The following is a 12227-nucleotide window of genomic DNA, read 5'->3' on the forward strand; positions in this document are numbered from 1 at the left end:
CGTTTCAGAAACAGCACGACACAGCCAAAAAAGGAGAGAAAGAAGACCCAGATACCCACCGAATAACCCGCAAAGCTGGTCCAAGGGGTGGGTCAGAATTCAATGCAAATCGTGGGTCAGGATTCCATGCAAATCAACACGCTTAATCAAAAATTTTTGCATGACGCACCTCCGAAGGAGCAACGTAAATGGCTGCGTCGGAGGTCAGCGGCACATCGAGATCGATGCCCGCGGCGCCATTGGCGATCCAATTCAACGCGACGTTGCGCGTACGGGCCAGATGCACGAGGTTTCGGAAAGTCTTCGGATGCTTCTTTTCAACGAGCCTCTGCGCTTCCTGAATCCGTTCGGCCGACATTCGCCCTCGCCACGGCCGCAGGAGCCGCAGTGTCTCGTGACGCGTGCCGCAGATGTAGGTGCGTTCATCCCAAATGAAGAGTGCGTGTCCATGCTGCGCGAGGACGGCTCTCGCACGCGCCATGCGGGCCTGCACTGAAGGCTTCTGTAAATCCTTTGCAGGCTTGGCTTCGACGAATACAGTCGTACCGTCGCGACGCACAATTTCGTAGTCGGGCGTGTATCGAAAAGTCTGGCCGCTCTCGCGGAGAAGAAATGTTCTATCTTGAGCACTGCGAAAGCGCAGTACCTCCGGGCTGAACTCGAGCAGGAGGGTCGACGCCTCTTCGGCCAACGAGTACCAGGGCATCGAGCAAGCGTTTTTGATGGAAGGCGTGAAACCTCGAAAATTCCCGCCACTGCGGGTATCGTAGGAAGGCATGGTGATGTCTCCTGCGCCCTTTTTGGGCGCGTGGATGTCGGGGGCGCCGGTCCACATGGACGAGCGCCGGCCGCGTGGATGTCATTTCCACGCAACGAGGAGACGAGTTGGACTTGACGCGGACGAGAGGAGGGCTATACTGGGACTTACCAGATCGCCAGTGCCCCCGGCTCGCCCGGGTCGAAGAAACCAATCCGTCCTCGATGGGTTGGTTTTTTCTTTTTTGTCAAATAGGCAGCACTCCTAATCCATTAGGTTGATGGGAAAAGACATCTTTGAGGAACGTTACCGGTCGAGCCTCATCACCAGTTCATCAAGCAAGGTGACTTCGCCACCGCTCAGACGCGTCGACGCTCGCACCAAGCGATTGATCAGATGCAACGTATCCGAGTGCAGGTCGTCAGGTAGTCGCAGTTTCTTTTGTGAATCCCGGGCCGCCTCGAGCAATGAAGCGACATCTGCTTCGCCCATGCTCAGTGCCGCGGCAATGCGCTCGATTTGCTCGACTGACGGCGGTGGCTTCACTCCGCGCTCAAGCTTCCACACGTACTGGATCGCGACCCCGAGTTGCTTGGCCAGATTCGTCTGACTGAGGCCGGCGCGCTTCCGGTAATTCACCAGTGCATTCGAGAACGGGGTCATTGCTTCTCACATGGACGTTTCCTGTCTCTCAATTTATGTCGTGACCCAGCCGGCCGGCAAGGGATTTTTTCTTTCTCTGCCTGACAACACAGGCAGAAGAAGTCTCGTGTGAATAGAAAAATAGTGGGGCGTGTTATGGAGGCGCAGAAAATGAGAAGAAAATAATTTCCCTTTTTGTACAAGTCCCGGTTCGTACGTTTCCCGAGTAGGGTCAATTCATTCGTCAAACTTCTGAACGGCGAACGCGGCGGAATTGACGAAAATTGATCTATAGGTGTTCAAACAACACACAGATTTGCGGCGACGGATAAACGACGCCCGCCGGCCGACAGGCATCCTGTTGTGTCAAAGTTACACTTCTGGTGCAAGTCCGAACTGGATTGCAGGTCGACATGGATGGCCAGTTTGTGGCCATGCTGGACCATAAAGACGAAAGAACTTGCGCGCCAACAACGGCGTGCTCGCCGTCAGAGGGCTGCGCAAAGCACGCTCAGACTTACTTCGTGAGGCCATCGAGGCGATCGATAAGACCATCCTTGGCGATTCGCTCAAATTCTCGCGACAGCAAGGTCACGACAACTTCCGATTTCGAACGGCCGTAGTAGCCGATCTTGGCGATGCGTTCGAGTGCTGCATCCACCTGTACGGGAAGGGTCAACTGAACGAGTCGAGTTGCGTCAGCGGTCGACTTGCGCCCTGCACCAGCCATGACATTTCTCCAGGATCGGGCTACACTTCTGTGGAATTTAATCGTATTTAAATAGGGTTTCAACTCCGACTATGTGTGCTACCAGGAGCGCCGAAAAGATTCCTCGCTTCGCATCGGAAGCGGACCTTGTACAAGCATTTCTTAAGACAATTGAAAACGGTCGGTCGCCGTGGGGCGCAGTGCTGTCCACGACGGAATGGGACTACAAGTCCGGCTTCACCGATGTGCTCGTCAGAACCGAGAACGGTGATCTGGTCGCGTTTGAGGCAAAGCTCTCCGATTGGAGACGAGCAACTCATCAGGCATACCGGAACACCATGTATGCTCGACATGCCTATGTGGTGATGCCTGAACGAGCCGCACAGCGGGCACTCGCGCATCCTGAGATCTTCTCAACCTATAAAATCGGACTTTGCGTTATGGGGATTGATGGTATAAAGGTTCTCATCGAGCCTCACGATTGCGATCCCTTGCTCCCGTATTTGCATCAAAAGGCTCAAAATCATTTCGATCAAATGGCCAATGAACAATACGGTAGACCTCGCAAACGTAGCCAAGAGGCTGTGCGTCACAATTGACGCCTCCCTTGTCCGTCCACTGGGCAGCGGGGCGTTTAAGCAGGTTTTCCTGATCGAGAAAGCCGGTGAGCACCTTGCGCTCAAAATTTCAGCCATCTCAGATGGCTTACAACCACGATTCGAGCGAGAAGTAGCCGCACTCCGTGGATGTAATCACTCAGCTATTACCAAGATATTTGAGTGCTTCCCGTATAAGGAAGGAGAGTTTGTCTACTGGGCAACCATCGAGGAGTACCTTTCCGGTGGGACACTGAGTGCTCGTCAACGGATCGGAGCGATATCCCCTGACGAAATCCGCGCTATTGCGATTCCGCTCGCCGACGCTCTCGCACATCTGGATTCGAAAAATTTAGTCCACCGCGATATTAAGCCTGCGAATATTTTATTCAGATCTAAAAATGATCCCGTTTTAACAGATTTTGGCCTAGTCCGAATGCTTGATGCATCTTCATTGACCGAAGATTTCATTTTTCAAGGTCCAGGCACACCTTTTTATTCTGCACCAGAGCAGCTTAACAATAACAAGACCGCCATCGACTGGCGAACAGATCAGTTCGGACTAGCAGTAGTTATAGCTGAGTGCGCACTTAACTACCACCCGTACTCGTCGCCCGGCATGACCAGGCAGGAAATTGTTCAAGCCGTTGCTGAATATAATGAAATACCGGAGCGCACTGCACACGATTTGACGAGCGCCGGATTGACCGCACTCATTCGTGCCTTGCAACCCTGGCCGATTTCACGGTATCGTTGGCCGTCTGATTTCATCAACGCTCTATCGGGGACTGGAAATGGGCGTATATCATCAAATGGGCCATGATTCATGGAATTTGATTGACAGGCCAGAATTGCAAAAATACCGCGGCATCATTTTAAGCCCTGTCAACAATTCTCCCGTTGAAATATTGGATCGTCTCGGTCAGCTGGGTTTTACCCGAAACATGATCGACATTATTCTCGATCCGCAACTTTACAAACCACGAAGTGATCGCGGCAAGCTAGCAACTTGGCCATATTTCCCGGGCGATCTCGATTCTGCTGACTTGACAAAAGTCGCCTGGTGGGTTCAACGCGGTGAAGCACTCGTAAAATGTGCGAATGAAATCGGGGCGACAGCCATTTGCTCTCCTGCCATGTTGCCACGAGTTTATGATGACGCATACTACAGCCAAATAGTTGATATTACAAATCAACTGCAACCAATTGCACTCGAGTCAAAAATAGAAATAATCTTGACTGCAATTGTTGATCTTAAAGCCTTGGCAGATAAGAATTCACCTCATCGTATCGCCACAGTTTTGACTCGGACAAAAGTAGCACGCGCTTATTTGATATTTTTAGATGATCTCAAACCAAGACAGCAACGCACCGACCACGAATCATTGGCAAATGCCATAAAACTTATAAGATTGCTCGAACAGGCCGGGACAAAAGTGATTATTGGCTTCAGCGGGCTAGATGGAATTTTGTGGAAGCACGCGGGCGCCACGGATCTCGCGACTGGCAAGTTCTTCAACCTTCGACGCTTCGTTCCCGGAAGATGGGACGATGCGGCTGACGGTGGCAAGGTTGTACCTTACTGGACGGACGACGGGCTGATAACCTGGCTTCGCGAACCAGATGTCCAACTCCTTTTGAACGCCAAATTAATCGATCGCCAAGCGGCTTCACACAATCCACATTCGGCCGAAATTTTACAAATTCTCGACTCTAAATCAGGCACGCCCTGGGTTGCCATCGGCTGGAGACAGTATCTCTACTGGTTTCAAGAGATAGAACAAAGCATAGGCCAGGATCCGAGCTACGCTCTGGAACTACTGCGGTCAGCTGACAGGAAGTGGGGGGAAATAGAGAAATCCGAGATACAACTGTATGACCGACTTAACACTGGTGAGTGGATTAGGCCGTGGATAAACGCCATCGTAGAGGCTTCGCGCTAGCGCTCAGACTCTCCTAAGTCTCAAGGCCGCCGGCGAACACTAAACCAAGACTTACTGGCAAGTCGTTCGGCGGCCAGTATCCACGAAGCGTCAACACTCCATGCTGCTCTTGATGCTCGAGCTTGCTTGATGCGATCCCATGCTCCTGTGGCTCGCAGACCGACCTCCATTTTTGCCTGATCGGATTGACAAAAAAGCACCGCGCATCCGCTCAATGCCGTGCTCTGACATCGACGCGATCGTAGCGTAAAGCGCGTGGTTGCCGATGGCGGTCGCGATGCCCGATCGGCGTCCCCACATCGATACTGTCGAGCAGTTGCCCCGGTTCGGTCGTGTCGAGCACCGGCATCTTGCCCTGCTTTGTAGTGTGGCTCGGGCCACCGACGCGACCGGATTGTACGGCACAACCTGGCCGGTGATGATTCAGTCGAACAGGTGACGGATCGCTGTCGCACGCTGCTTGACGGTCGTAATCGACGATACCTTTGTGTGAACGAGCGCCACACATGAAATGACAATGAGCGCTTCTGATGCGACAAATTTGACATCGTCGATCAAACATTGCGTCCTAGGTGACCATCGCAAAATATTCTCTGATCATTCTCTGTCTGTCGATATGAATTACGTCCCTGACACGTGGATGGTGGCCAATTATTCAAAGACAACATATCGAGACTGCGGACATCTTTTCTGAGAGACCAAAACACGCTCTCCACGCACCACGCAGTCGCCCTTTCCCCGTACCGGCATCCGCCAAGCAAACTGTACCGGTACTGTACAGAAAACCGTCGCTACACTGACTCCATCCCAGCCTCGAACCGAATGGAGAATCCGCGATGGAATTCCTCACCCTCAGCGCGCTGCCAGCCGGCATGCTGTTCGCGCTCGTCACGTCGATCACGCCCGGCCCGAACAACACGATGCTGCTCGCGTCCGGTGTCAACTTCGGTTTCCGCCGCACGATGCCGCACCTGTTCGGCATCAGCATCGGCGTCGCGATCCTGATGCTCTGCGTCGGCTTCGGCCTCGGCGAAGCGTTCAAGCGCCTGCCGCTGCTGTACACGGTCCTCGAAGCCGCGAGCGTCGCGTACCTGCTGTACCTCGCGTGGCGCATCGGCACGTCGGGCGAAGTGAAGGCGCACGGCGCCAAGCCGCGGCCGATGACGTTCATCGAAGCCGCCGCGTTCCAGTGGGTCAATCCGAAGGCATGGATGATGGTGCTGACCGCCGCGACGACGGTCCAGCTGTCCGCCGACTACGGGATGAACGCCGCATGGATGTCCGTCGTGTTCATCCTGATCGGCTTCCCGTGCATCTGCCTGTGGGCCGCGTTCGGCCTCGGCCTGCGGCGCTTCCTGTCGAATCCCCGCGCGCTGCGCATCTTCAACGTGACGATGGCCATACTGCTGATCCTGTCGCTGTACCCGCTCGTCGCCCATCTGCTGCCGCAGTGAGCGCTCACAAGCGCGCCCGTTGAGCTTCACGTGATGCAGGCGTACCCTTTCGGTACAGGCGCGTGCAACCGCTTCGGCGGTTGCACCGCTGCTCTGCATGGAGATTGCTGATGAAGCCAATGCTCAGAGCGGGCGAGCACATCGAGGGCATGCACTGGATCGCCGAGTATCACCCGCTCACGCACGACATCCGCGTGCTGCGCGAGAACATCGAAGTCGGCACTTACTGCGCGCCGCCGACGCTGTTCGGCGACGAGGAAGAAATGGGCGCCGCGAACCACGACGATCATCGCAGCCGGGAAGCCGCGTTGCGCGCGTATCTGCGCAACTTCGTCAAGGAGCACGACGCGGAGGAGTAACGGTGCGACGGCCGGAATGTCGACGGGCCGCGAAGGCGGCCCGGGCTGCTGTCGTGCGTCGGTCGATTGGCTTGCAACCGACCCGAATCCGTCATGCACTGGGCCGGCGCACCGCACCGGCCCGCACGCCGCTCAATGCCCGAGCGACTCGATCTTGCCTGCCGGCTGCGCGACGCCATGCGGCCGCGCCATCTGCTTGATCAGTAGCGCAACGCAGGCCAGCACGCCCGCGACGGCGATCGTCGCGAACACGCCCGCGAACGAGAAGTGCCGGCGCGTCAGTTCCGCGACGAGGAACGACCCCGCGATCCCGCCGAAACGGCCGACGCCGAGCATCCACGCGACGCCCGTGCCGCGCCCTTCGGTCGGATAGAACGCGGCGGCCAGCGCCGGCATCGAGGATTGCGCAGTGTTCATCAGCACGCCGGCCACGAACACGACCAGCACCAGCACCCCGACGTTGCCGGCCGCCTGCCCGATCGCATACACGCTCACCGCCGTCAACGCATAGCACACGGCGATCACGCGGTTCGCGTTGAAGCGGTCCATCAGCACGCCGCACAGCACCGCGCCCACGCCGCCGAGCGGGAACAGCGCGGAGATCAGCGTCGCGCTCTTCGGCGTCAGGCCCGCATCCTTCAGCAGGATCGGCATCCAGTTGATCGACGCGTAGAAGATCACGAGGCCCATGAAGTACGCGAGCCACAGCATCACCGAGCCGACGATATACGAGCGCGACAGCACGACGCCGAGGCCCTTGCCGCCGGTCTGCGGCACGGCTTCGGTCAGCGCGAACGAGCCGGCGTTCAGCGCGTCGCGCGAGATCCGTGCGAGCGTGGCGCGGATCTTGTCGATGGACTGGCCGCTCGCCACCATGAAGCGCACCGATTCCGGCATCTTCAGCAGCAACAGCACGCCGAGCAGCAGCGGCGTCACGCCGCCGAGCATCAGCACGCTGCGCCAACCGAAATGCGGAATCATCCATGCGGCCAGGAAACCGCCGAACGCGGCACCGAGCGGAAAGCCGCAGAACATCAGATTGATCACGGTCGCGCGGCGCTTGTCCGGGCAGAATTCGCCCATCATCGTGACCGCGTTCGGCATCGCGGCGCCGAGCCCGACGCCGGTGATGAAGCGCAGGATCGTCAGGTGTCCGATCGTGTTCGAGAACGCGGACATCAGGCACGCGACGCCGAACAGGAATACCGAGCCGAGCAGCAGCGAGCGGCGGCCGAGCCGGTCGGACAGCGGGCCCGACACGAGCGCGCCGCACGCCAGGCCGAACAGCGCGGCGCTGAGCACCGGCGCGAGATCGGGCTTCGTGAGGTTCCATTCGCCGAGCAGCGACGGCGCGATGAAGCCGATCGCGGCCGTATCGAAGCCGTCGAGCAGCACGATCACGAAACACATGAGGAATACGAGCCATTGAAAGCCGCCGAACGGCTGCTCGTTGATGAAGGTCTGGACATCGACCACGGGTGTGCGATTCATCGCTTGTCTCCTTGTCGGCCGGCGTGGGCGCGTCAGCGCTCGATCCGGTCGCATCCAACATTGATATAGATGCAACAAGCGCGGCCTCGTGGCCGCGCCTTTCCTTCGTTCACGCACCGATTCGCTGCCGGCGCGTTCTTCATCGACGACGGCCCGCCAACCTCGGCGGGCCAATCGATCAGATTACCGCCGGCACTTAACCGGCCCCATCTTGTTCCTTGAAGATCTTGTCCGCGAGATGGAACGCGGAATTCGCGGCCGGCACGCCGCAATAGATCGCGGTCTGCAGCAGCACTTCCTTGATCTCGTCGCGCGTCACGCCGTTGTTGCGCGCGGCGCGCAGGTGCAGCGCCAGCTCCTCGCCGCGGTTCAGCGCAACCATCATCGCGATGGTCAGCAGGCTGCGCGTATGGCGCGGCAGGCCGTCGCGCGTCCAGATCTCGCCCCACGCATAGCGCGTGATCAGGTTCTGAAATTCCTCCGTCACTTCGGTACGATTCTCGAGCGAACGGTCGACGTGCGCGTCGCCGAGCACCGCGCGACGCACCTTCATCCCTGCTTCATAACGTTCCTGGTCGTCCATCGCCGGTGCCTCACGCAGTCAGGAAATCGAGCAGCGCGCGGTTGAAACCGTCGGTACACTCGATGTTCGAAATGTGCGCGGCATCGAATTCGACGTGCAGCGCACCGGGAATCGCGGCGGCGAGCGCGCGGCCCTGGTCGGGCGGCGTCGACATGTCCTTCGCGCCGGTCACGACGAGCACCGGCAGCGCGATGCCCTTTACTTCCTCGCGCAGGTCGGCCGCGTTCAGCGCGTCGCAGTTCGCCGCATAGCCGTCCTTGTCGGTATGCACGAAGGTGTCGCGGATCGCATCGAACAGGCGCGGCTCGCGTTCGACGAATGCGTCGGTGAACCAGCGCGGCAGCACGGCGTCGGCGAGCGCGGCCATCCCTTCCGTGCGCGCCTTCTGCGCACGCGGCACCCACACTTCCGGCGAGCCGATCTTCGCGGCGGTGTTCGACAGCACCGCGCGCACGATGCGCGACGGGTAGCGCGCGGCGAGCGCGGCGCCCGTCAGGCCGCCCATCGAGATCCCGCAGAAATGCGCGCAGTCGATGCCGACGTGGTCGAGCAGCCCGATCACGTCGCCGGCCAGCTGTTCGATCGTGTACGAACCGGCCGGCGCGTCGGAATGGCCGTGGCCGCGCGTGTCGTAGCGCAGGATATTGAAGTGCTGCGTGAGCGGGCGAATCTGCGGCGCCCACATCTGCAGATCGGCGCCGAGCGAGTTCGAGAAGACGAGCCACGGCGCGTCGTCGCGTGCGGCACGGTCGATCCGGTAATGCAGTTTCACGCCGTTGACAGTGGCGAAAGGCATCTCAAGGTTCTCCTGGTTATTTCGCGCCCGCGTGCAGCGCGAGCACGGCGTCGACATAGGCCCGCGCCTCGCCGACGTAATGGGCGGGATCGAGCAGCCGCGCGAGCGCGTCGCGCGACAGGTGGGCCGACACGGTCGCATCGGCCGCGAGCACGTCGAACAGCGTCGCGCCGGTGCGCACGGCTTCCTTCGACGCGTGCTCGACCACGTGATGCGCATCGAGCCGGCCGATCCGGTCGCCGAGCGCGAGCATCACCGCTTCGCCGAGGATCAGCCCGTGCGTCAGGTCGAGGTTCGCGGCGAGGCGGTCGGTATTGACGTCGAGGCCCGCGACGATCTGCGCGATCTGCGCGAGCGCGCCGCCCGTCAGGCGCGCAAGATCGGGCAGCGCATCCCATTCGGCCTGCCAGCCGCCGAGGGCGCGCTCGTGCTCCTGCACCATCCCAGCGAACACGGTCGCGACGAGATTCGGCGCACGCACGGCGGCCGTCAGCACGGCCGCGCAGCCGACCGGGTTGCGCTTGTGCGGCATCGTCGACGAGCCGCCCTTGCCGGCGGCCGCCGGTTCGCCGAGTTCGCCGACTTCGGTCTGCATCTGCAACGACACGTCGCGTGCGATCTTGCCGAGCGTGCCGGTCAGCATCCCGAAGCAAGACGCGGCTTCCGCGATGCGGTCACGCTGCGTGTGCCATGGCACCGCCGGCAGCGCGAGCTTCAGGTCGGCCGCGAGCGCGGCGCTCACGCCGGCCGCATGCTCGCGCAGGCTCGCGAGCGTGCCGGCCGCGCCGCCGAACTGCAGCACCAGCGCCCGCTCGCGCAACTCGACGAAGCGCGCGCGATGGCGCAGCAGCGCATCGAGCCATTGGGCGAATTTGAGGCCGAGCGTGATCGGCAGCGCCTGCTGCAGCCACGTGCGGCCGATCATCGGCGTCGCGCGGTGCGTGCGCGCGAGCGCCGCGAGCGACGCGCAGGCTTCGTCGAGCAGCGGTTCGAGCACGTCGAGCGTGTCGCGCAACTGCAGCACGGTCGCGGTATCGATGATGTCCTGGCTCGTCGCGCCCCAGTGCACGAACTTCGCGGCCTCGGGGTCGTCGGCCTTCACTTGCGCGGTGAGCTGCTTGACGAGCGGAATCGCGAGATTGCCGCCGAGCGCCGCGCCGTGCGCGAGCGCATCGGCGTCGAGCAGGGCGGCATCGCACGCGCGTTCGATCGGCGCGACCGCGGTGGCGGGAATCACGTGCTGCGCGGCGAGCGCGCGCGCGAGCGTGGCCTCGACGTCGAGCATCCGCTGGATCGTCGCGCGGGGCGACCAGATCCGGTTGAGCGGCTCGGTGCCGCAGATCAGGGAGGTCAGGCGGGCGCTGTCTTCGAGCATGGCATCGGAATGGGGAAACGGCGTGCGCCTATTGTCTACCCAAGCGTGCCGGCGTGCGCTCGAATGCGCGCACCGGCATGCTTGCCGTTCAGGCGGCGGCCTTCTGCGTCGCGTCGATCAGCGGCACGCCGGTCAGCTTCTGCAGCTCGTCGAACGACAGGTCGGTGAAGATCTCGCTCACCGCGAGGCCATCGGCCGTCACGTCGAGCACGGCGAGATCCGTATAGATACGGCTCACGCATTGCACGCCGGTGACCGGATACGAGCACTGTGCGACGATCTTGCTCTCGCCCTGCTTCGTCAGGTGCTCCATCATCACGAACACCTGCTTCGCGCCGATCGCGAGGTCCATCGCGCCGCCGACGGCCGGAATCGCATCGGGCGCGCCCGTATGCCAGTTCGCGAGGTCGCCGTTCGCCGACACCTGGAACGCGCCGAGCACGCAGTAGTCGAGGTGGCCGCCGCGCATCATCGCGAACGAGTCCGAGTGGTGGAAATACGCGCCGCCGGTGAGCAGCGTCACGTGCTGCTTGCCGGCGTTGATCAGTTCGTCGTCTTCCTCGCCGGGCGCGGGCGCCGGGCCCATGCCGAGCAGGCCGTTCTCGCTGTGCAGGAAGATTTCCTTGCTCGGGTCGAGGTGGTTCGCCACCAGCGTCGGCACGCCGATGCCGAGGTTCACGTACGCGCCTTCGGGGATGTCCTGGGCGACGCGCTTGGCCATTTCATCGCGGGTCAGTCGTTTCATTTCGAGTTCCTCGGGGGCAGTCAGGCGGCTTGCGATGCAGCGTGTTCGGCGGCCAGCTCGGCCGCGTGCGCGGCCTGCGGCACCTCGACGATCCGCTGCACGAAAATGCCCGGCGTCACGATGTGTTCCGGGTTCAGCCCGCCGAGCGGCACGACTTCCGACACCTGGACGATCGCGACCTTCGCCGCGCTGGCCATGATCGGCCCGAAGTTGCGCGCGGTCTTGCGATACACGAGGTTGCCCCAGCGATCGCCCTTGTACGCCTTCACCAGTGCGAAATCGGCATGGATCGGCGTCTCGAACACGTACGGCTTGCCGTCGATCACGCGCGTTTCCTTCCCTTCCACGAGCTTGGTGCCGTAGCCCGTCGGCGTGAAGAAGCCACCGATGCCGGCGCCCGCCGCGCGGATGCGCTCCGCGAGGTTGCCCTGCGGCACGAGCTCCAGCTCGATCTCGCCCGCACGGTACAGCGCGTCGAACACCTGCGAGTCGCTCTGGCGCGGGAACGAGGAGATGATCTTGCGCACCTGCTTCGCCTTCAGCAGCGCCGCGAGACCCGTCTCGCCGTTGCCCGCGTTGTTGTTGACGATCGTCAGGTCGCGCGCGCCCTGTTCGATCAGCGCGTCGATCAGCTCGGACGGCATGCCGGCCGTGCCGAAGCCGCCGATCATGATTGTCGCGCCATCGTGGACGTCGGCAACCGCCGACTGAAGCGATTCGAAAATCTTGTTGACCATGTCTCTTCCTGATGCGAACCCGCGGCTCGTGCGCGGCCTG

14 protein-coding genes are annotated in these 12227 nt (G+C 60.9%); 5 read left to right on the plus strand and 9 right to left on the minus strand.

The genetic code is table 11. From position 1 onward, the window contains the following. Positions 1-142: 142 nt before the first annotated feature. The 3 genes from HWX55_RS35975 to HWX55_RS01945 form a co-directional block, all read right to left on the minus strand. Entirely contained in the window at positions 143-778 is a 636-nt protein-coding gene (locus HWX55_RS35975) for a TnsA endonuclease N-terminal domain-containing protein (protein ID WP_244140469.1), read from the minus strand. A 285-nt stretch (positions 779-1063) separates the two neighbouring features. Continuing rightward, entirely contained in the window at positions 1064-1420 is a 357-nt protein-coding gene (locus tag HWX55_RS01940) for a helix-turn-helix transcriptional regulator (RefSeq protein ID WP_175973553.1), read from the minus strand. Between the two features lie 496 nt (positions 1421-1916). Continuing rightward, the gene (locus HWX55_RS01945; protein WP_043204599.1) at positions 1917-2129 is read right to left on the minus strand and encodes a hypothetical protein; all 213 of its coding nucleotides are present in this window, start codon (positions 2127-2129) and stop codon (positions 1917-1919) included. 179 nt (positions 2130-2308) lie between these two features. On the opposite strand from HWX55_RS01945, the gene HWX55_RS01950 reads away from it, so the two are divergent. From HWX55_RS01950 to HWX55_RS01970, 5 genes are all read left to right on the plus strand, one after another. Beyond that, a complete protein-coding gene (locus HWX55_RS01950) occupies positions 2309-2707 on the plus strand; it encodes a hypothetical protein (RefSeq protein WP_158380845.1) in 399 nt (132 codons plus the stop codon). Next, positions 2652-3527, plus strand: a complete 876-nt coding sequence (locus HWX55_RS01955; RefSeq protein WP_175973555.1) for a serine/threonine-protein kinase — start codon at positions 2652-2654, stop codon at positions 3525-3527. The genes HWX55_RS01950 and HWX55_RS01955 overlap by 56 nt, the downstream gene beginning before the upstream one ends. Then, a complete protein-coding gene (locus HWX55_RS01960) occupies positions 3499-4647 on the plus strand; it encodes a hypothetical protein (RefSeq protein ID WP_175973557.1) in 1149 nt (382 codons plus the stop codon). The genes HWX55_RS01955 and HWX55_RS01960 overlap by 29 nt, the downstream gene beginning before the upstream one ends. A gap of 836 nt (positions 4648-5483) precedes the next feature. Continuing rightward, positions 5484-6101 (plus strand): LysE family translocator, encoded by a 618-nt coding sequence (locus tag HWX55_RS01965; protein ID WP_175973559.1) that lies wholly within the window; start codon positions 5484-5486, stop codon positions 6099-6101. Positions 6102-6211: 110 nt separating this feature from the next. Continuing rightward, positions 6212-6460 (plus strand): hypothetical protein, encoded by a 249-nt coding sequence (locus HWX55_RS01970; protein WP_050017178.1) that lies wholly within the window; start codon positions 6212-6214, stop codon positions 6458-6460. 132 nt (positions 6461-6592) lie between these two features. Here HWX55_RS01970 and HWX55_RS01975 read toward each other — a convergent pair whose 3' ends face one another. The 6 genes from HWX55_RS01975 to HWX55_RS02000 form a co-directional block, all read right to left on the minus strand. Continuing rightward, positions 6593-7951 (minus strand): MFS transporter, encoded by a 1359-nt coding sequence (locus HWX55_RS01975; RefSeq protein ID WP_175973561.1) that lies wholly within the window; start codon positions 7949-7951, stop codon positions 6593-6595. A gap of 196 nt (positions 7952-8147) precedes the next feature. Next, complete coding sequence (pcaC, locus tag HWX55_RS01980; protein WP_050017180.1) at positions 8148-8534, minus strand: 4-carboxymuconolactone decarboxylase; 387 nt, start codon at positions 8532-8534, stop codon at positions 8148-8150. A gap of 10 nt (positions 8535-8544) precedes the next feature. Next, on the minus strand, positions 8545-9330 hold the full coding sequence (gene pcaD, locus HWX55_RS01985) for a 3-oxoadipate enol-lactonase (protein ID WP_175973563.1): 786 nt from the start codon (positions 9328-9330) through the stop codon (positions 8545-8547). 16 nt (positions 9331-9346) lie between these two features. Beyond that, complete coding sequence (locus HWX55_RS01990) at positions 9347-10705, minus strand: 3-carboxy-cis,cis-muconate cycloisomerase (RefSeq protein ID WP_175973565.1); 1359 nt, start codon at positions 10703-10705, stop codon at positions 9347-9349. A gap of 88 nt (positions 10706-10793) precedes the next feature. Continuing rightward, positions 10794-11450 carry a CoA transferase subunit B gene (locus HWX55_RS01995; protein ID WP_006482308.1) on the minus strand — a complete coding sequence of 219 codons (657 nt, stop codon included), beginning with the start codon at positions 11448-11450 and terminating at the stop codon, positions 10794-10796. A gap of 20 nt (positions 11451-11470) precedes the next feature. Then, a complete protein-coding gene (locus tag HWX55_RS02000; RefSeq protein WP_175973567.1) occupies positions 11471-12187 on the minus strand; it encodes a 3-oxoacid CoA-transferase subunit A in 717 nt (238 codons plus the stop codon). Between the last annotated feature and the right edge of the window lie 40 nt (positions 12188-12227).

The sequence above is a fragment of the Burkholderia sp. BCC1047 genome, assembly GCF_902833155.1.
Taxonomy (GTDB): domain Bacteria; phylum Pseudomonadota; class Gammaproteobacteria; order Burkholderiales; family Burkholderiaceae; genus Burkholderia; species Burkholderia sola.